The organism is Ensifer sp. NM-2, from assembly GCF_003024455.1.
GTDB lineage: Bacteria > Pseudomonadota > Alphaproteobacteria > Rhizobiales > Rhizobiaceae > Ensifer > Ensifer canadensis.
The window spans coordinates 48140-67803 of the sequence record NZ_PVZR01000019.1; the positions used below are offsets into that span (position 1 = coordinate 48140).

At 62.5% G+C, this 19664-nt stretch carries 19 protein-coding genes; 12 read left to right on the forward strand and 7 right to left on the reverse strand.

Annotation, left to right across the window (positions count from 1 at the left end; all coding sequences use genetic code 11):
* Nucleotides 1-27 precede the first annotated feature (27 nt).
* From C6558_RS28975 to C6558_RS28985, 3 genes are all read left to right on the forward strand, one after another.
* Entirely contained in the window at nt 28-957 is a 930-nt protein-coding gene (locus C6558_RS28975) for an electron transfer flavoprotein subunit alpha/FixB family protein (RefSeq protein WP_107028036.1), read from the forward strand.
* 157 nt (nt 958-1114) lie between these two features.
* A complete protein-coding gene (locus tag C6558_RS28980) occupies nt 1115-1987 on the forward strand; it encodes a 3-hydroxybutyryl-CoA dehydrogenase (RefSeq protein ID WP_038576434.1) in 873 nt (290 codons plus the stop codon).
* A gap of 226 nt (nt 1988-2213) precedes the next feature.
* A complete protein-coding gene (locus C6558_RS28985) occupies nt 2214-3497 on the forward strand; it encodes a sulfatase-like hydrolase/transferase (protein ID WP_158071676.1) in 1284 nt (427 codons plus the stop codon).
* A gap of 3 nt (nt 3498-3500) precedes the next feature.
* Here C6558_RS28985 and C6558_RS28990 read toward each other — a convergent pair whose 3' ends face one another.
* Complete coding sequence (locus C6558_RS28990) at nt 3501-4160, reverse strand: TlpA disulfide reductase family protein (protein ID WP_025424633.1); 660 nt, start codon at nt 4158-4160, stop codon at nt 3501-3503.
* A 26-nt stretch (nt 4161-4186) separates the two neighbouring features.
* On the opposite strand from C6558_RS28990, the gene argH reads away from it, so the two are divergent.
* The 4 genes from argH (at nt 4187) to C6558_RS29010 (ending at nt 9983) form a co-directional block, all read left to right on the forward strand.
* The gene (argH, locus tag C6558_RS28995) at nt 4187-5590 is read left to right on the forward strand and encodes an argininosuccinate lyase (RefSeq protein WP_025424634.1); all 1404 of its coding nucleotides are present in this window, start codon (nt 4187-4189) and stop codon (nt 5588-5590) included.
* A 150-nt stretch (nt 5591-5740) separates the two neighbouring features.
* Nucleotides 5741-5935: a lipoprotein gene (locus tag C6558_RS29000; protein WP_038575652.1), complete on the forward strand. Its 195-nt coding sequence runs from the start codon at nt 5741-5743 to the stop codon at nt 5933-5935.
* 15 nt (nt 5936-5950) lie between these two features.
* Nucleotides 5951-7219: a diaminopimelate decarboxylase gene (gene lysA / locus C6558_RS29005; RefSeq protein ID WP_025424636.1), complete on the forward strand. Its 1269-nt coding sequence runs from the start codon at nt 5951-5953 to the stop codon at nt 7217-7219.
* A 154-nt stretch (nt 7220-7373) separates the two neighbouring features.
* Entirely contained in the window at nt 7374-9983 is a 2610-nt protein-coding gene (locus tag C6558_RS29010) for a TIGR02302 family protein (protein WP_057217887.1), read from the forward strand.
* Nucleotides 9984-10109: 126 nt separating this feature from the next.
* Here the strand turns inward: C6558_RS29010 and C6558_RS29015 are convergent, their stop codons facing one another.
* The 3 genes from C6558_RS29015 to C6558_RS29025 all read right to left on the reverse strand — a co-directional run bounded on the left by C6558_RS29015 (nt 10110) and on the right by C6558_RS29025 (nt 12082).
* Entirely contained in the window at nt 10110-10469 is a 360-nt protein-coding gene (locus C6558_RS29015) for a response regulator (protein ID WP_025424638.1), read from the reverse strand.
* A gap of 299 nt (nt 10470-10768) precedes the next feature.
* Nucleotides 10769-11314 carry a hypoxanthine phosphoribosyltransferase gene (gene hpt, locus C6558_RS29020; protein ID WP_025424639.1) on the reverse strand — a complete coding sequence of 182 codons (546 nt, stop codon included), beginning with the start codon at nt 11312-11314 and terminating at the stop codon, nt 10769-10771.
* Nucleotides 11315-11377: 63 nt separating this feature from the next.
* The gene (locus C6558_RS29025; protein ID WP_225906529.1) at nt 11378-12082 is read right to left on the reverse strand and encodes a hypothetical protein; all 705 of its coding nucleotides are present in this window, start codon (nt 12080-12082) and stop codon (nt 11378-11380) included.
* 257 nt (nt 12083-12339) lie between these two features.
* Between C6558_RS29025 and ftsE the strand changes: the two genes are divergently transcribed.
* The 4 genes from ftsE (at nt 12340) to C6558_RS29045 (ending at nt 15730) form a co-directional block, all read left to right on the forward strand.
* Complete coding sequence (gene ftsE, locus C6558_RS29030) at nt 12340-12999, forward strand: cell division ATP-binding protein FtsE (protein WP_063934108.1); 660 nt, start codon at nt 12340-12342, stop codon at nt 12997-12999.
* Nucleotides 13000-13072: 73 nt separating this feature from the next.
* Nucleotides 13073-14020, forward strand: coding sequence for an ABC transporter permease (locus C6558_RS29035; RefSeq protein ID WP_107028041.1), 948 nt, complete (start codon nt 13073-13075; stop codon nt 14018-14020).
* Nucleotides 14021-14116: 96 nt separating this feature from the next.
* Nucleotides 14117-14815 carry a YdcF family protein gene (locus C6558_RS29040; RefSeq protein WP_025424643.1) on the forward strand — a complete coding sequence of 233 codons (699 nt, stop codon included), beginning with the start codon at nt 14117-14119 and terminating at the stop codon, nt 14813-14815.
* Between the two features lie 123 nt (nt 14816-14938).
* Nucleotides 14939-15730, forward strand: coding sequence for a 1-acyl-sn-glycerol-3-phosphate acyltransferase (locus C6558_RS29045; protein ID WP_057206564.1), 792 nt, complete (start codon nt 14939-14941; stop codon nt 15728-15730).
* Nucleotides 15731-15750: 20 nt separating this feature from the next.
* Here the strand turns inward: C6558_RS29045 and C6558_RS29050 are convergent, their stop codons facing one another.
* Nucleotides 15751-16281: a gamma-glutamylcyclotransferase gene (locus C6558_RS29050; protein ID WP_107028037.1), complete on the reverse strand. Its 531-nt coding sequence runs from the start codon at nt 16279-16281 to the stop codon at nt 15751-15753.
* A gap of 193 nt (nt 16282-16474) precedes the next feature.
* Between C6558_RS29050 and C6558_RS29055 the strand changes: the two genes are divergently transcribed.
* Nucleotides 16475-17488 carry a DUF2125 domain-containing protein gene (locus C6558_RS29055; RefSeq protein WP_025424645.1) on the forward strand — a complete coding sequence of 338 codons (1014 nt, stop codon included), beginning with the start codon at nt 16475-16477 and terminating at the stop codon, nt 17486-17488.
* 100 nt (nt 17489-17588) lie between these two features.
* On the opposite strand, the gene C6558_RS29060 is transcribed toward C6558_RS29055, so the two are convergent.
* A complete protein-coding gene (locus C6558_RS29060) occupies nt 17589-18515 on the reverse strand; it encodes a prephenate/arogenate dehydrogenase family protein (RefSeq protein WP_025424646.1) in 927 nt (308 codons plus the stop codon).
* The gene (gene hisC, locus C6558_RS29065) at nt 18512-19618 is read right to left on the reverse strand and encodes a histidinol-phosphate transaminase (protein ID WP_025424647.1); all 1107 of its coding nucleotides are present in this window, start codon (nt 19616-19618) and stop codon (nt 18512-18514) included. The genes C6558_RS29060 and hisC overlap by 4 nt, the downstream gene beginning before the upstream one ends.
* Nucleotides 19619-19664 lie beyond the last annotated feature (46 nt).

Sequence of the window (19664 nt, forward strand, 5' to 3'; positions counted from 1 at the left end):
GCTCGAACCGAAAGGGAGAACAAAACCATGGCTATTCTGCTTCTGGCTGACCACGACGGCAGCCACCTTTCCGACCAGACCGCAAAGGCGCTGACGGCGGCCGCCAAAATCGGCGGCGACGTGCATGTGCTGGTGGCCGGTGCCGGTGCCAAGGCGGCTGCCGACCAGGCCGCCAAGCTTTCCGGCGTTGCCAAGGTGCTGGTGGCCGAGGATGCAAGCCTTGCCAACAATCTGGCCGAACCCTTGGCGGCGCTGATCGTTTCGCTGTCGGGCAATTACGACACCATCCTTGCTGCTGCCACTTCGGTCGGCAAGAACGTCCTGCCGCGGGTTGCAGCGCTTCTCGATGTTGCCCAGGTTTCCGAAATCACCGAGGTGGTCTCGTCCGATACCTTCAAGCGTCCGATCTATGCCGGCAACGCCATCCAGACGGTGCAGACGACGGAAGCGAAAAAGGTCATCACCGTGCGCACCGCCTCGTTCGCCTCCGCTGCCGAAGGTGGCTCGGCTTCGCTCGAGACGATCGCGGCTGCGGCCAATCCGGGTCTGTCGACCTTCGTTGCCGACGCGCTGTCGTCGTCGGATCGTCCGGAGCTGACCTCGGCCAAGATCATCATCTCGGGTGGCCGTGCACTCGGCTCGTCGGAAAAATTCAAGGAAGTGATCCTGCCGGTTGCCGACAAGCTCGGTGCAGCCGTCGGTGCATCGCGCGCGGCGGTCGACGCCGGATATGCCCCAAACGACTGGCAGGTCGGCCAGACCGGCAAGGTGGTCGCCCCCGATCTCTACATTGCCTGCGGCATCTCCGGTGCGATCCAGCATCTGGCCGGCATGAAGGACTCAAAGGTGATCGTCGCCATCAACAAGGACGAGGAGGCGCCGATCTTCCAGGTTGCCGACTACGGCCTCGTCGCCGACCTGTTCGAAGCCCTGCCGGAGCTCGAAAAGGCGCTGTAACCATTCGCCAACCGCACTTCCCGAGCCTCAAGGAAAAGGGCTGGCAAAAGCGCGGACTTGGCATTAACAATCTACCGGGCCGGCCAGACCGGCCCGGTATTTTCGTATGTGACGGCGGCACGGCCGCCAAAATTCTTGAAGATGGATGTTCGCCGCGATGATCAAGACGGTCGGAGTTATTGGTGCCGGGCAAATGGGCTGCGGCATTGCGCATGTTTCGGCGATGGCCGGATACAAGGTGCAGATCTACGATCTTGCCGCTGATCGCATCGAGGCGGGCCTCGCCACCGTCAACGGCAACCTTGCCCGCCAGGTGTCATCAGGCAAGATGACCGACGAGGCTCGCAAGAGCGCGCTGGCGCTGATCAAGGGCTCGTCCGACATCAACGACCTGTCGCAGGTGGACCTCGTCATCGAGGCCGTCACCGAGGACGAAACCATCAAGCGCAAGATCTACGGCCAGGTATGCCCGATCATGAAGCCGGAAGCGCTGCTTGCGACCAACACCTCTTCGCTGTCGATCACCCGCCTTGCATCTGCGACCGACCGTCCGGAAAAGTTCATGGGCATCCACTTCATGAACCCGGTTCCGGTGATGAAGCTGGTCGAGCTCGTGCGCGGCATCGCCACGGACGAAGGCACGTTCAAGGCCGCCAAGGAATTTGTCGGCACGCTCGACAAGACCGTCACGGTCGCCGAAGACTTCCCGGCCTTCATCGTCAACCGCATCCTGCTGCCGATGATCAACGAGGCGATCTACACCCTCTATGAGGGCGTCGGCACGGTCGAGGCGATCGACACCGCCATGAAGCTCGGCGCCAACCACCCGATGGGTCCGCTGCAGCTCGCCGACTTCATCGGTCTCGACACCTGCCTGTCGATCATGCAGGTCCTGCACGACGGCTTGGCGGACTCGAAATACCGCCCCTGCCCGCTCCTGGTAAAATACGTCGAAGCTGGTTGGCTCGGCCGCAAGTCCGGCCGCGGCTTCTACGACTACCGCGGCGACGTGCCGGTGCCGACCCGCTAGGTCTCGAACATAGGATTCTGTTCAAGTAAGAACGTCCAATCTCCGCGGGATCCACAACCCTACATCTTGCGCGACAAGGAATTTGCTCGCCATACTGGTAACTTAGCTTAAAGACAGTTCTGTTACGCCCTCTCCTAGTCACGTGGGAGAGAATATGATTTCGCAAGCGATATCCTCAATGGCGGCACGGTCATTCCCCTCACTTTGGAGTGCGAGGGCGTGGCGCTTGGCGCTCATCCTCGGCCTAGCGCCTAATCTGATGATGCTGCTGGTCTTGCCGTTCTATGTGGCCGCACGACCGCTTTCGCCATTCCTTTACTTGATTGGAGGCCTATTCGCGCTGCGCGCCAAACCTACGTTGGCCTACCTGCTATTCCCGCTCATTGCCCTCATCGATTTCGGCCTCGTGGTTATGGTAGCGTTCCACCTGCCGCTCGGCGCTGCAATCCAGTCGGTGCGCTACATGGCATCGCTGGATCTCACCTCTTCCGTATTTTACGTCGTCGTGATCAGCCTCTTTATCGCGAATGGCGTTGCAATCGCCTGCCTCGTGAATCACAATCGACAGGTATTGCGAGGCGCATCGCTACTGCCAGGGGCTCTCGTCGCTTTCAGCGTGGTGATGTTGGAGCGCCATATCAATCGCCCTTTCCTGAAGCAACCTGCTGACTCATTTGAAAGCGCACTCTCGATCAATGGTATCGACGCCGCCGCTGTAGCGAATGGTGGTCGCAACTTGTTGTTCGTAATGGTGGAAGGGCTTGGCGCATTCTCCAGCCCTGAGCACACTGCAATTCTTTCACGGCGTCTGCAGCCAGCACTGGATACCGGGCGCTATGAACTTTCAAGTGGCCTCAGCAACTTCGAGGGTTCGACTACGGGCGCTGAATCCCGCGAACTCTGCGGACAATGGGGCGATCACACCGATTATCTTCGCCGGACCAGCTACGACTGCTTTCCGGCCGCCATGGCTGATCGGGGCTATCGAACAATCTCCTATCACGGCTTTTCGCAGAGGATGTTCGAACGGGACAAGTGGTATCCAAGAATCGGTTTTCTCGAATCGCACTTCCTTGAAGGCCTTGCGACCGACAGCAATAGGTTTCACCAGCGCTGCGGCAGCGTTTTCACGGGTCTGTGCGACAACGACATTGCAAGTGCCGTCCGCGACCGGCTGACGACAAACCCGGCTGAGCGGAAACTCCTATACTGGCTGACACTAAATTCCCATATACCTTACGTGCCTAAGCAGGGAGGCAATTTCAAATGCGGCAGTGACGCAGCTGAAATTGCCAATACGAAAGTCTGCGAGCTGACCGAGCTGTGGGCTGACGTTTTTGACGGCGTCGCGTCTATTGCCACAGACCCGAACCTGCCGCCGACCGACATCTTCATCGTTGGTGACCATCCCACGCCGTTGTGGGAACGTGCAGCGGCAGAGCATTTCACCCCCCACAAGGTGCAGTGGCACCTGTTGCGCGACAACCGCACCACAACCCACGGAGAGTGACGCCTACCCGCCCGTGGCCGCTTTGATCAGCGCTTTGGCATCGTCGCTGTCCCAGGCCGCCGGGCCATTCATCGAGCCGATCAGGCATCCCTTGTCGTCGAGCAGCAAGGTTGCCGGCAGGCCGAAGGCAAGGCCTTCCTTCTTCAGATTGTTGAAGACGCCCATTGACGCATCGCGATAGTAGCGCAGGTCGTGCACGGCGGTCTCGTCGAGGAAGGCCTTCGGCTTCTCGTCGTCGCCGACGTCGATGTTGATCGCGACCACCTCGAACTTGTCGCTGCCGAGGGACTTCTGCAGCGCGTTGAGGGCAGGCATTTCCTCGCGGCAGGGGCCACACCAGGTGGCCCAGAGATTGACAAGCATCGTCTTGCCGGCAAAGGCGGCAACCGTCGTCGGCTTGCCGTCCGGGTCGTTGAAATCGAGTGCGATCGGGCGTGGCGAGGCGGCCGGCGACATCGCCGCCACCTGGCCCTTCATGAACGGCGTCAGCGAGGCGACCTTTTCGCCCGTCAACGGGCAGACGGCAGCTGCCGTTTCGGTCGGCTCGGCATTGCCAGACCCCGTCTCCTTCACGTATACCGCAGCCGCACCGATGATCACGCCGAACAAGGCGGCGAGCGCGAACAATTTCACGGCCGGGGGGGATTTCTTCTGGTCGGGCATTTCATTCTCCAAGGCGGGCATTCTTCATGGCTGACGGCAATTCCGAGACAAAAACCTCCAACCAGATGTGGGGCGGTCGCTTCGCCTCGGGTCCGGACGCGATCATGGAGGAGATAAATGCCTCGATCGGCTTCGACAAGAAGCTCTATGCTCAGGACATCCGCGGCTCAATAGCGCATGCGACCATGCTGGCGCATCAAGGCATCATTTCGGCCGAGGACAAAGACAAGATCGTTCACGGTCTCAACACGATCCTGTCAGAGATCGAAAGCGGCCAGTTCGAATTCTCTCGCCGCCTCGAAGACATCCACATGAACATCGAGGCCCGGCTTGCGACCCTGATCGGCCCGGCCGCCGGCCGGCTGCACACGGCCCGCTCGCGTAACGACCAGGTGGCGCTCGATTTCCGTCTGTGGGTCAAGGAAGAGCTGCAGAGGACCGAAAAGGCGCTGACCGGCCTGATCGCCGCCTTCCTCGACCGCGCCGAGGAACATGCCGAGACCGTCATGCCCGGCTTCACCCATCTGCAGACGGCCCAGCCCGTCACCTTCGGCCATCACTGCATGGCCTATGTCGAGATGTTCGGCCGCGACCGCTCGCGCGTGCGCCACGCCATCGAGCACATGGATGAAAGCCCGATCGGCGCGGCCGCCCTTGCCGGCACCGGCTTCCCGATCGATCGGCACATGACCGCGAGCGCACTCGGCTTTGCCGGCCCCACCCGCAATTCGATCGACACAGTTTCGGACCGCGACTTCGCGCTCGAATTCCTGTCGATTGCCGCAATCGCCGCCACGCACATGTCGCGCCTTGCCGAAGAGATCGTCATCTGGTCGACGCCGCAGTTCGGCTTCATTCGTCTGTCCGACGCGTTTTCGACCGGCTCCTCGATCATGCCGCAGAAGAAGAACCCCGATGCCGCCGAGCTGGTGCGCGCCAAGACCGGCCGCATCAACGGCTCGCTGATCGCGCTTCTGACCGTCATGAAGGGCCTGCCGCTCGCCTATTCCAAGGACATGCAGGAAGACAAGGAACAGGTCTTCGACGCGGCCGAGAGCCTCGAACTCGCCGTTGCCGCGATGACCGGCATGGTGCGCGACATGACCATTCGGGCCGACCGGATGAAGGCGGCTGCCGGTTCCGGCTATTCGACAGCGACCGACCTTGCTGACTGGCTGGTACGCGAGGCCGGCCTGCCCTTCCGCGACGCCCACCATGTCACCGGCCGCGCCGTCGCCCTTGCGGAACAGAAGGCCTGCGACCTCGCCGACCTCTCGCTTGAAGACCTGCAGTCGATCCATCCTTCGATCACCGCCAAGGTGTTCGACGTGCTGACCGTCGAGGCCTCGGTCGCCAGTCGCACGTCCTTCGGCGGCACCGCACCGAACGAGGTTCGCAAGCAGATCGCCTGGTGGCGCGCGCGCAACTGATGCTTGTCCCCCGAGACCGCGTTGCGGTTTCGGGGCAACGACGTGCCTGAGCGCAAGGGGCTGAATCCCGTCGCAGAATCAGGGTGCACAAGCGCCGGAAAAATCGATAAGACATCGCACCAGCATCAGTCCCCGCGAAGGAAAATCACGATGACATTCACGAAGGCGGCCCGGTTTGCGCTTCTTCTGGCGATCCCCGGGCTGGTTCTTGTCGGTTGTGGACGCAAGGGCGACCTCGACCGACCCGGCTCGACGGCGCCGATCAACACCCTGGCCCCTGCCGGAACTGTCGAAAAGAAAGAACAGGCTGACGACCGCCCTTTCCTGCTCGATCCCCTCCTCTAAGCCGAGCCACGCCCCGTGAACCATTTCGAATACCGCGACGGAATTCTCTACGCCGAAGACGTGCCGGTGACCGACATCGCCCGCGCCGTCGGAACGCCCTTCTACTGTTACTCGACGGCGACGCTCGAGCGGCACTACAAGGTCTTCTCCAAGGCCTTTGCCGACGTCGATGCGATGGTCTGCTACGCCATGAAGGCCAATTCGAACCAGGCCGTGCTGAAGACGCTTGCGCGCCTTGGCGCCGGCGTCGATGTGGTGTCGGGCGGTGAGTTGCGCCGCGCGCTGGCCGCCGGCATTCCGGCAAGCCGCATCATGTTCTCCGGCGTCGGCAAGACCCCGCAGGAAATGGACCTGGCGCTCGAGGCCGGCATCTACTGCTTCAACGTCGAGTCCGAACCGGAACTCGAGGTCCTGAACCAGCGCGCCGTTCGCGCCGGCAAGCGTGCTCACGTCTCCTTCCGCATCAACCCGGATGTCGACGCGCGCACCCACTCGAAGATCTCGACCGGCAAGAAGGAAAACAAGTTCGGCATTTCGTGGGAGCGTGCCCGCGCCGTCTACGCCCATGCCGCGACACTGCCCGGCATCCAGGTCACCGGCATCGATATGCATATCGGCAGCCAGATCACCGAGCTGCAGCCCTTCGACGACGCTTTCAAGCTGCTGCGCGAACTGGTCGACACGCTACGCAGCGACGGCCACGCGATCGATCACGTCGATATCGGCGGCGGTCTCGGCATTCCCTACAAGGAAGACAACAATCCGCCGCCGCTGCCCGATGCCTATGCCGAAATCGTCAAGAGCCAGCTGCAGTCGCTCGGCTGCAAGATCGTCACCGAGCCGGGCCGGCTGATCGTCGGCAACGCCGGCATCCTCGTGACCGAGGTCATCTACGTCAAGGATGGCGGCGACAAGACCTTCGTCATTGTCGACGGCGCCATGAACGACCTGATCCGCCCGACGCTCTACGAGGCCTATCACGAGATCAGGCCGGTTCGCATTTCAGCCGCCAATGCGCCCCGCATCAAGGCCGACGTCGTCGGCCCGGTGTGCGAGACCGGCGACTATCTGGCGCTTGACCGCGAAATGGCCATGCCGAAGCCGGGCGATCTCTTCGCCATCAGTTCTGCCGGCGCCTATGGCGCTGTCCAGGCGAGCACCTACAACAGCCGGCTGCTGATCCCGGAAGTGCTGGTCAAGGGCGATCGCTTCCACGTGATCCGGCCGCGCCAAAGCTACGATGACCTGATCGGGCTTGATTCGGTTCCGGACTGGCTCGACTGAGCAGTCTTTCGGATCGGACGATGATCTGTGGATCGCCCGCGCGGGCGATCACGATTTTGTTGTCGCCCTCGTCTTCGCCACAAACGATGTTATCCTGATCATTCAATAGGTCGGTCACGAGCGGTCATGAGCGACCGAAAGGGAACTTGGGCGGATGACGCAATTCCGGCAGGATGAAACGCCACAACCGAAGTCGTTTGCCAGAACGCTGGCGCTGAAAAGGTTTGTCGCGCGGGCGGTGTTGATCGCCGAGCAGGTTTTGCCGCGCGCCCTCGTTCCCGCTTCGATCGTGCTCCTGTTTCTGTCGGCCGCCTGGCTCGGCCTCTTCCGCATTGCTCCGCTTTGGCTGCATGCCGCCCTGCTTCTGGGCTTTCTCGTCGCCTTCATCGCCTCCCTCGTTCCGCTGACCCGGTTGAGATTACCTGGGAACGTCGATGCCGATCGGATGCTGGAAGAGCGCAACGCCCTTCCCCACCAGGCGATCCGTGTTCAGGACGACATTCCGGCAACCGGCGGCGCCTTCGGCGAGGCGCTGTGGCGCGAACATCAGACGCGCATGGCGGGGATGATCCGTGCCCTCGACACGGGCCTGCCGCGTCCCGACATTGCCCGCCACGACCCTTTCGCGCTGCGGGCGCTGCCGGTTCTGATCGCCTGCGTCGCTTTCGCCTATTCCTATTCCAACCGGGCGGGGCTTCTCTCGGACGCCTTCCACCTGCCGCAGCCAGCAAGCGAAGTCGCCGACATCCGGGTCGATGCCTGGGTGACACCGCCCGCCTATACCGGGCGTGCGCCCGTCTTCCTCACGGGCCGCCAGGGCGTCGCGTCCCCATCTGACGAAACGGCGGCGATTACCATTCCGCAGTTCAGCGATCTGACCGTGCGCGTCACTGGCGCCGGCACGGAAGAAGCCGTCCGCTATTCGGAACACGGATCGGCCGACGCGATCGTCATCCCGACCGCCGGGGAAAAGCCGGACGAAAAGACTGCGTCAGCGGAACCGGCCGCCCAGAAGGCGCCCGACAATGCCGTGCGCAATCACCTCTACAAGATCGTAAAGGACGGCGAACTCTCCGTCGGTGGCCAGAAGTGGACGTTCAAGATCACCCCCGACAGCGTGCCTCAGATCGCCTTTGACGGCCTGCCAAAGCCCACCCCAAATGCCTCGCTCGACATCGCCTTCCTGGCGAGCGACGACTACGGCATCGCTCAGGCCTGGGCTGAGATCAAGCCTTTGGACGAACAGGCGAAGGACGCACGGCCGCTCTATCCGCTTCCCGAGTATCGTCTCGACCTGCCGCGCCGCAACGCCCGCGAGGCCAAGGGCACGACCAGCCGCAACCTCAGCGAACATCCGCTGGCCGGCAAGCGCGTTCGCGTCACCCTCGTTGCCCGCGATGCCGCCGGTCAGGAGGGGAGAAGCGTGCCGCAGGACATGATCCTTCCGGCGCGGCAATTCTTCAATCCGCTGGCGGGCGCCGTTGCCGAACAGCGACAGGTCTTTGCACTCAACGCCAACGACCTGCCGCGGGCGATCGACCTCAATGACGCGATCGCCAGCTTCGCCGAGGAAACGATCCCCAACCTCACCCATTTCCTGCTCCTGAAATCGGCACGTTCGCGCATGGCGCTGGCGCGCAACGACGACATGCTGCGCGACGCCGCCAAGCATCTCTGGGAAATCGCGCTAGGCATCGAGGATGGCGATCTGTCGCTCGCCGACCGACGTCTGCGCGATGCGCAACAGGCGTTGTCGGATGCGCTTGATCGCAATGCGCCCGACGAGGAAATCGCCAAGCTGATGAAGGAACTGCGCGAGGCCATGCAGGAATATATGCAGGCGCTGGCCAAGGAGGCCGCGAAAAACCCGCGCATGGCCGCCAATCCGGATCAGAACAATGTTCTGCGCCAACAGGATCTGGACAGGATGATGAACCAGATCGAGAACCTGGCGCGATCGGGTGCGCGCGACCAGGCCCGTCAGATGCTGTCGGAGCTTCAGCGTCTGATGAACAACCTGCAGGCCAACCGCGGCCAGCAACAGATGGGCGAACAGAACAACGCCATGCGCGAGCAGATGGACAAGCTCGGCCAGCTGATGCAGGAGCAGCAAAAGCTGATGGACGAGACGTTCAAGCTCGACCAGGCGCAGCGAGACCGCATGCAGCGCGGCGACCCGCTGCAGGGCGAGGACAACGAGCTTTATGGTCAGGACATGCCGCAGGATCCGGGCCAGCGTGGTGACGAGAACGGCCCGCTCGACGACATGACCGCCGAGCAACTGAAGGAAGCGCTGAAGCAGCTGAAGCAGCAGCAGGATGCGTTGGGCAAGCAACTCGGCGAACTGCAGAAGGGTCTGGAGAGCCTTGGCATCAAGCCCGGCAAGGGGTTCGGCGACGCCAAGCGCGAAATGGAAGGCGCCTCCGGCTCCCTTGGCAAGGGCCAGGGCGAACCGGCCGTCGGCAGCCAGGGCCGCGCACTGCAGGCGCTGCGTGACGGCGCCCAGGACATGATGAACCAGATGCAGGCCCAGGGACAAGGACCCGGTCAGGGCGTCCCGCAATACGGCCAGAATGGTCGCGACCCGCTCGGTCGACGCCAGCAGAATGCCGGTCCGGACTTCGGCGACCAGGTGAAAGTTCCCGATGAAATCGACACCCAGCGGGCGCGTGAGATTCTCGACGAAATCCGCCGCCGCCTTGGCAACACGCTGTCGCCCGAGGCCGAGCGCCAGTATCTCGAACGCCTGCTCGACATGCGCTGACCCTCGGCCAAAAGAGCCGGAAACGACGACGGCCCTGGAGCGGAAACGCGCCAGGGCCGTATTCAATTTGTCAGATCGCCAAACAATCAATGCCTCGCCCACGATCGGGCGATGGAGGGGGACCCGTCAGGCAGCGAGCGCCAGGGCCACCGCCTTGCGGATGTCAGGCAGGGAAAAGGGCTTGGAGATGACGTCGACGATCTTGTCGGCGAGATCGTCGGCCCGCTCGCGCTGTTCGGCGTAACCGGTCATCAGCAGGATCTTCATCGCCGGAAAGGCTGCGGACGCCTGATGCGTCAATTCGATGCCGTCCATGACGGGCATGCGGATATCTGACAGCAGCAGATCGAAATTCTCGGTCTGCAGGCAGGCAAGCCCATCTGCGCCGTCTCCAGCCTCCACGGTCTCATGTCCATCGAGCCTCAAGGCCCGGGCGACGAAGGAGCGCAATGCATCCTCGTCCTCGGTAATCAGGATCTTCGCCATCATGGCCTCCCGCGTTCGCTGCAACGGCACGGCTCTCTCGCGAAGAGGCCGGCCCATTCCAATGGATACGGCAACACTCACAAGAATCGTGAGGCAGTCCGCAGCGGCACGTGGCATCCCAGGGGGCGAAACGCGACACGACCCCAAACAACCAGCTTTTTCTTTGTGTTCGGTAAACGCCGGGCGGCTGGATTTCGGAATGCGCGTTTTACAGCGGCCCTGCTTCGAGCGCTGAACGCGGCCTGGAGGTCATTACAGCGCCGCGATCTCAAACGCCGCAGCGCTGCACATTCTCGTCTCTACTCGGCGTCGCCGGTGACGACGCCAACGAAGGGCAGTTCTCGGAACGCGTAAGCCACGTCCATGCCGTAGCCGACGACGAAATGATCAGGGCATTCGAAGCCAACATAGTCGGCCTCGAGCTCGACCTTGCGCTTGACGCGCTTGTCGAGCAGCACCGCAATGGTGACGTTGCGCGCGCCGCGCTCGTACATCAGTTCCTTCGCAAAACGCAGGGTGCGCCCGGATTCCAGGATATCGTCGATCAGGAGCACGTCGCGGCCATGCACGTCGCTATCGATGTCCTTGATGATCTTTACGCCCTGGGAGACCGTGCCGAGCCCGTAGCTCGACAGCGTGATGAACTCGACTTCCGGTGCCAGGCCGGTGTTGTGCATGGCGCGGATCAGGTCCGCGGCAAAGATGAACGAGCCCTTGAGCACCGCGATCACCAGAAGGTCCTTGTGCGGACCCTCGACGATCATGTCGGCAAGCTCGGTGTTGCGTGCGGCGATCGTCTCTGCCGTATAAAGGGGCTCGATATTCTTTCCGCGAACGACGGGCATGCGGTTTCTCCAGCGTTTCATCCGGAAGACAAACGCCTTCCCTTTTGCGCCCGCTTAGCACAATCAGCGCACGGAGACACCGTTTTCGGCGAAGGAAACCTTCACCTCGGGCATTTTTCCACCTGCATATGGGAGCCTGGTCACGAAGCGGCGGCTCTCGCCGGGTGCGATGGCGGCACCCTCCGGCATCAATCGCGTCGCCGTAACCTTGCGGCCATTGCTGACCACATCCACCACGACCAACGGCAGTCGCTGCAGGGCGGAAGAGGAATTGTCGATGGAGCCGTAGACCGAAAGTACCCGCATGCCGCCGGAATAATCGAGCGACGCAGTGACGTCGGTGATCGCCAATGGCTCGCTTTCGACCCCGTCACCGGTCGAAAGGACGATGATAGCCGCAAACGCCGCAAGGGCGAAAGCTGCGACAAGCGCGGCGAACCGACGTGCCGGCATGGCGCGCAACCAAGTCTCGGCGAGAGACAACAGGCGCCTGAGGGCGGCCTTCTCGTCGCGAACGACCGTCAATGTCGGGCCGTGGCGTCGAGTGTGCCGCCGATTGTCATTGAAAACGGGATAGGGATTGCGGCGGGCCGTCGCCGAAACGGTCTCGAATTCGGCGTCGACATAGTCGACGCGGCGCGGCGCGGGTGCAGCTTCGCGTGGACCGCGGTCCGGTGGCAGCAGATCGGCATAGGCCGCGGCTCCAGCCGATTTCGTGCGGAATGCCTGCATCGCCTTTTCCTCCTGGATCGCGGACGGACCTGCCATCCATGCGAAACCATCGGGCAATGCGCCGATCCCTGGCGGTGCAAGAATCAGGGCATTGCATCAAATCTTTCCGACACGTAAACCGAAATGGTTAATGCTTCGGAAAGAGGCCGTGAAAGCGGCGTCTTTTCATGAAAAATTAACCGCTGCTTAACCATGATTCCGCTGGCGGTTTTGCCTTTCGGCGCTTGGCGTCCTATGCGCAGATAGCCGTCCCCAAGCAGAACCGCACGGGTCGTGAGAGAGATGGGTACCCATTGATTCATTTTGAGAACGTCGGATTGCGTTATGGCATGGGGCCGGAAATTCTCCGGGACCTGACCTTCGACATTCCGCGCCGGTCGTTCCAATTCCTCACCGGCCCCTCCGGCGCCGGCAAGACGACGCTGTTGCGCCTGCTCTTCCTCTCGCTGCAGCCGACGCGCGGTCTGATCCGCATGTTCGACCGCAACATTTCGTCGATCCCGCGCGAAGAGTTCCCCATGCTGCGCCGGCGCGTCGGCATCGTTTTCCAGGACTTCCGCCTGCTCGATCATCTGACCACCTATGAGAACGTTGCGCTTCCGCTGCGCGTGCGCGGCAAGGACGAATCGAGCTACCGCGCCGACGTGCTCGAACTGTTGAAATGGGTTGGGCTTGGCGAGCGCATCAATGTGCTGCCGCCCGTACTTTCCGGCGGCGAGAAGCAACGCGCGGCAATCGCCCGCGCGCTGATTGACCGCCCCGAAATCCTGCTTGCGGACGAGCCGACCGGCAACGTCGACCCGCCGATGGCCCGCCGCTTGCTGAACCTCTTCCTCGAACTCAACCGGCTCGGCACCGCCGTCGTCATTGCCACCCACGATCTGTCGCTGATGGATCAGGTCGAGGCGCGGCGCATGATCCTTTCGCAAGGGCGGCTCGATATCTATGAGTGAGGGCCGCACCAAACGCACCCATGAGGTGCCGGAGCAGCAACCGGAACCGCAGCAGCAGCCGCGCCGCACGGAGATGCGCGTGCGCCCGATGGGGCCGATCGTGCCGTCGACGAACGTGTCCGGTCACGCGCTGATGTGCGTGATCGCGATCATGTCGTTCCTCGCCTGCCTCACGCTCGGCGGTGTCAGCATGGTGCGCGCCACGGCCCAAAGCTGGCAGAGCCAGATTTCCCGCGAGATCACCATCCAGATCAAACCGGACGACGGTCTCGATATGGAAAAGGCGCTTGCCGATGCGCGAGATCTGGCCCTGACCTTCAGCGGAGCGACAGGTGGCAACATCGTCGACCGCGCAGCAACGGCCCGCCTGCTTGAGCCCTGGCTCGGCGAAGGCCTCGATCTCGACGAATTGCCCGTTCCCCGCCTCGTCATCATCACCATCGATGAAAACAATCCGCCCGATTTCGCAGCCATGCGCAAGGCGCTGACCGAGATCATCCCGCAGGCCTTCCTCGACGATCACCGTACCTGGGTCGACCGCCTGGTGGCGATGGCAAACACCACGGCAATGATCGGGACCGGCGTGCTGATCCTCGTTTTCTCGACCATGGTGCTGACCGTCATCTTCGCCACGCGCGGCGCACTGTCCGGAAACCGCCATATCGTCGAAGTGCTGCATTTCGTCGGCGCCGAGGCAGGATTCGTGGCATCGGAGTTCCAGAAGCATTTCCTCAGAATAAGCCTCAAGGGGGCCGGCGCCGGCGGGCTGCTGGCGGCGCTGTTCTTCGCGCTTGCTGGCTACTGGCAATCGCGCACATTGGCGACGCCGGAAACGGACCAGGCCACCGCCCTCTTCGGCACGTTCACCATCGGTTACAGTGGTTATCTCGGTATTCTTGCCATCATGATCGTCATTGCGGTGTTGACGACGCTGACGGCTCGGCTCACGGTAACGCGCACGATCTACGAGATCGACCTGATCCGCTCTGATCCCGGACGTACGGATACCTACCAAAGCTGACGCCCAGATGTTTCACCTTTATTCGATCCATTCCTTGCCGCAATCTGGCGCTATCTGAAGAGAATCATGATGGCGCAAGGACTTCGCGGGAGCGGGATGGCCGGAGGAGGCAAATGGCAAGGCGGGGCCGAGCAGGAACGCCGACCCCGTAGTCCCTTGCGCAAAATTCTCCGCCGGACCTTTTTCATTCTGCTTGTGCCGTTCGCGATCGTGGTCGCGGCCTTCCTCAATTTCGCCGATACCGTCGCGTCCATGCAACCGCCGGAAGACCCGAAGGCGGAAGCGATCGTCGTCTTGACCGGCGGCTTCCAGCGCATCGATCAGGCGGTCGACCTCTTGAAATCCGGGGCCGGCAAAAGGCTGCTGATTTCGGGCGTCCACCCGGCGACCACCGGCAGCCAGATCCGGCGCAACACCCAAAGCTCGGCCGATCTCTTCAAATGCTGCGTCGACATCGGCCACGAGGCGATCGACACGATCGGCAATGCGACCGAGGCGAGCCAATGGATCAGCGATCACGGCTACAAGCGCGTACTTGTTGTGACCAACAACTACCATATGCCGCGAAGCCTGCTCGAGTTGCGTCGCGCCCGCCCGGAGACCGAATTCATCGCCTATCCTGTCGTCAACTCCGACCTCAAGACGACGAACTGGCTGCGCAATCCGATGGTGCTGAAATCGATCCTGCTGGAGTTCGGCAAGTATTCCGTCGCCTCCGTGCGCGATATGGCCGGTGCCCGCCCGGCGAGCGGATTGCGCACCGTTCCCTCGCGTGCGACACCGGCCGAAGAATAATCGCTGCCACCCCTTAATCAGCAAAGTGACGACGGGCGGTTTTCCTTCGGCGTTTATTCGTGTACGCAGCGATCCATCGGCCCACGGGCTGGATATCCCTGAACTCGCCTCGAGAGCCTGCTGATGATCGTCCTGCGTTCGGTCCTTTTCAATCTGGTCTTCTACGTCAATCTGATCCTGCAGATGATTGTCTTCACGCCGGCCTATTTTCTGGTGTCGCGGAAGAAGGCCTGGTTCGTTCCGAAGAACTGGGCGCGCAGCAATCATTGGCTGTTCAAAAAGATTGTCGGCACGACCTTCGAGATCGAGGGCTTGGAGAACATCCCCAAGAGCGGCTACATCTTCGCGCCCAAGCACCAGTCGTTCTGGGATGTCTATGCGCTCCTGCCCTGGCTCAACGATCCCTTCTTCATTCTCAAGCGCGAACTGACCTGGATCCCGCTCTTCGGCTGGTACGTCCGCAAGCAGCGCATGGTGCCGGTGAACCGTGCCGCGCGTGGCCGGGCCATGACCGAAGTCATGGATCGGACCAAGCAGGAAATGGCGTCCGGCCGAGAACTGATCATCTATCCCGAAGGCACCCGCAGGCCGCCCGGCGCACCGCCGCACTATAAATATGGCATCGCCCGACTTTACCGTGACCTCAACGTGCCTGTTGTGCCCGTCGCCATGCATCCAGGCCTGTTCTGGCCGCGCCGCAAGTTTCTGCGTTTCCCCGGCCATTTCAAGGTTCGCGTGCTGCCGCCGATCGAGGCGGGCCTCGATCCGGACGAGTTCCTCGCCAGGCTGATCGAGGTGACCGAGACGGCAAGCGACGAGCTTCTGATCGAGACGGTCAGAAACAACCCGCATCTGCCGCTGCCGCCGACGGCAAAGCAGCGCCTTGCCGAACTGAAGGCGATGGGCCGCGGCTAAACCGAGCCTGATCCCGGACATTATGCGTTAAGGGTCGCCACGACCTCTTCCAGCCAATGGTCGCGAATGCCCATCTCCTTGAGGTGGGCAAGCGTGTTGAACACGTATTCGCTGTTCGGACCCGACTTTCCCGACGAGACGGCGACGATCGCCGCAGCCTCCGGAGCGCTCAGCGCTCCGGCATACTGCACATGGGCGCGGTCGATCACATAGGTCAGCGCCGGAACCCGCCGCCCGTCGGCAAGCTGCACCGGCATCGTCTTTTCCTTGTAGACATGCGTGACAAGCTCGCGTTCCCGCAAATAGTCGATCACCGCCGCCCTCTCGCCGTTGTCGATGCGAAAAGCCGCGCCGATGCACGAGCCGCCATAGTCGAGCCCGAGCACCAGGCCCGGCCGCTGCTGAGTACCGCGATGCACCCAAGAGCGCACGCAAAGCGACCGATGATAGCCAAATGCCCGCGCCGTCGATCTTTCCTCGAACCGGAAGCCCGGGTTCCACATCAGCGACCCGTAGCCAAAGACCCAAAATTCGTCCATATCCACTGTCATTCAATCCGCGCTGTCTGCTCATCGCCGAATCGTCGGCTCATCGGTGGCCAGCCATGTCGGTTTTTCTACGGCACAGCATCTCGGCACGGAAGAGACAAGTCGTTCCCGTGCATAGAATGAAAGATAATAAGCAGGATCGGCGGCGCCACCCGAAAGGCGGCCGCGATCTGAGTTTGGTGGAGTACGCGTTACCATGACCGCAACCGCAGTCGCCAATCCCTCGCCGGTCAGCCGGAAGTTTCGCTGGCTTATCGCCGGTATAGTGATCGTCTGTGCCGCCTATTCGGCCGGCTGGTATGCCGTCGCCGACCAGGTCGAGAAGCGCCTGACGACCCAGCTCGCGGACGGCCGGGCAAACGGGCTCGGCGGCGAGTGCACGAACATGGACGTGCGCGGCTTCCCGTTCCGCATCGGCCTGTTCTGCGACAAGGTCAATCTCGACGACACCCGCCGCGGTGCCTCCGCCTCCTTCGGCGCGCTTCGGACCGCGGCACAAGTCTACCAGCCCAGCCATGCGATCATCGAGCTCGATGGTCCGGCCGAACTGCGCGTTTCGCCCGACCTCAATGTCTCGGCCGACTGGACGCTGCTGCATGCAAGCGTCAGGGCGACCCTTTCCGGGCTCGACCGCAGTTCGCTGACCTATGACAACCTGACCGGCACCGTGCGCCTGCCGCTGACCGGCGACAGCTTCGGCTTCGGCGCCAGCCACGGCGAAATGCACCTGCGTCAGAACGGCAACGATCTCGATGCGGCCTTGAGCGTCGACAAGCTCGATCTTCGTCCTGAGAACGGCGCAAGCTTCGCGCCACCCGCCAATCTTGCCGCCGACCTCACCTTTGTCGACAAGGCGAGCTGGATGGGCTCCGGCATCCCGACGCCGGCGATGCTGCGCGGGAGCAAGGGCGAACTGCGCCAGATGACAGTCGACCTTGGCTCGGGCATGAACGCCAAGCTGTCGGGCCCCTTCTCGGTCAACGACCAGGGGCTGATCTCCGGCGAGTTTTCGCTGACGATGACCAATATCGACGCCTGGCGCACAAACCTGGTCACGCTGATCCCCGACGATGCGAACCTGGTCAACAACACGGCCAACATGCTGAAGGCGCTGGCCAACGGCAAGAACGAGGCGACAGTCAAGCTCAACGTGCGCGACGGCACCGCCTTCCTCGCCTTCATCCCGATCGGCGTGCTGCCGACGCTCTGATCCCGGTGCAGCGAAAAGCCGCTCGCTCTGGCGGCCTTCGCGAGAATACAAAGAGCCCGGGGCGTGGATGATCCACGCCCCGGGCTCTTTCGTTTATCGGCTACTTCTGATCCATCGCGTGACGGCCGAAGTCCGGCATGGCCGTGTCCTGACCTGCCTGGATGATCGACCGCCGGATCGCGCGGGTGCGGGTGAAGAGATCGAACAGCTTGTCGCCGTCGCCCCAGCGGATTGCCCGCTGCAGATAGGCGAGGTCCTCGGAAAACCGCGACAGCATTTCGAGGATCGCGTCCTTGTTGTGCAGGCAGACGTCGCGCCACATGGTTGGGTCGGACGCGGCCAGGCGGGTGAAGTCGCGGAAACCGGACGCGGAATATTTGATGACTTCGGATTCGGTCACCGCTTCCAGATCGTCCGCCGTGCCGACGATGTTGTAGGCGATGATGTGCGGTAGGTGCGAGACGATCGCCAGCACCTTGTCGTGATGCTCGGCATCCATTTGCTCGACCATAGAACCAAGCGTTTCCCAGAACAGCCGCAGCCGCGCGATCGCTTCCTCGTCCTGGCCGTCCGGCGGCGTCAGGATGCACCAGCGACCGCGGAAGAGGCCGACGAAGCCGGCGTCCGGACCGGAATGCTCGGTACCGGCGATCGGATGCCCTGGCACGAAATGAACCGTGGCGGGCAGATGCGGCGCCATCTGGGCGATGACCGAGCCCTTGGTCGAGCCGACATCGGTGACGATCGCGCCAGGCTTCAGGTGGGCGGCGATTTCCGCGGCCACCGCACCGGACGCACCGACAGGCACCGACACGATGACGAGATCGGCACCGCGCACCGCATCGGCAGCCGACAGCGTATAGCGATCGCCAAGGCCAAGCTCCTCGGCGCGCGAAAGCGTCGCTTCGCTGCGGGTCGAGATCACCAGGGTTTGGGCGAGCTGCTTGTCTCGGATTTCCCGGGCGATCGATGAGCCGATGAGGCCGATGCCGATAAGTGCGATCGTTTCAAACTGCTGTGTCATCATTTCCGTCCCATGAATTCTGTCAGTGCCGCGATCACGCCCTCATTGGCTTCCTGCGAGCCGATGGTCATGCGCAGGGCATTGGGAAAGCCGTAGGCCGCAATCGCACGCAGGATGTAGCCGCGATGAGTGAGGAACGTATCCGCGTCGTTCGCACGCATGCCGTCCTCGTCCGGGAAATGGATGAGCACGAAGTTGGTAACCGATAGCGTGATCGTGAGACCGATCGATTCCACCGCGCGGCTGACACGCTCCAGCCAGACGAGGTTATGGTCGACCGCCTCAGCGACGAAGGCCTGATCGCGCACGGCCGCGGCACCGGCTGCAATCGCCGCCGCACTGAGGTTGAACGGCCCGCGCACGCGATCGACCGCGTCGATCACTTGCGGCGGAGCGTACATCCAGCCGATACGCAGACCGGCAAGACCGTAGATCTTGGAGAACGTCCGGGTCATGACGACGTTGCGGTTGGCCGACACCAGTTCGAGCCCGGCCGCATAATCGTTGCGCCGAACATATTCGGCATAGGCGGCATCGAGCACCAGAAGCACGCCCTCGGGCAGGCCCGCATGCAGACGGCGAACTTCGTCGACGGGAATATAGGTTCCAGTCGGGTTCGCCGGATTGGCGATGAAGACGATCTTCGTGCGCTCGGTGACCGCCGCGAGAATGGCATCGACGTCGACGGTCGCGTTGCGCTCCTTGACCATGACCGGCGTACCGCCGGCGGCCATGATCTGGATCTTGTAGACCACGAACCCGTGCTCCGTGATGATGCCTTCGTCGCCGGGCGCCAGATAGGTGTGGCACAGGAGACCGAGCAGTTCGTCCGAGCCGTTGCCGCACAGGATGTTTGCCGGGTTGAGCCCGTGCACAGCACCGATCGCCGCGCGCAGCGCCTGGGCCTGGCCGTCGGGGTAGCGCTCCAGGTTGAAGGCCGCGGCCTGGAAGGCCTCGATCGCCCTGGGGCTGGCGCCGAGTGGCGTCTCGTTGGACGAGAGCTTGTGGACCTTGGCGACACCGGGGGCATGCTCCTTGCCGGGCACATAGGCGGCAATGTCCAGAATGCCGGGACGCGGCTGCGGGCTCTTCGAGGCAAGGCTCATCGGATCAGCTTTCAAGGCAGGAAATGAGGCCAAGCCAATACCGGCG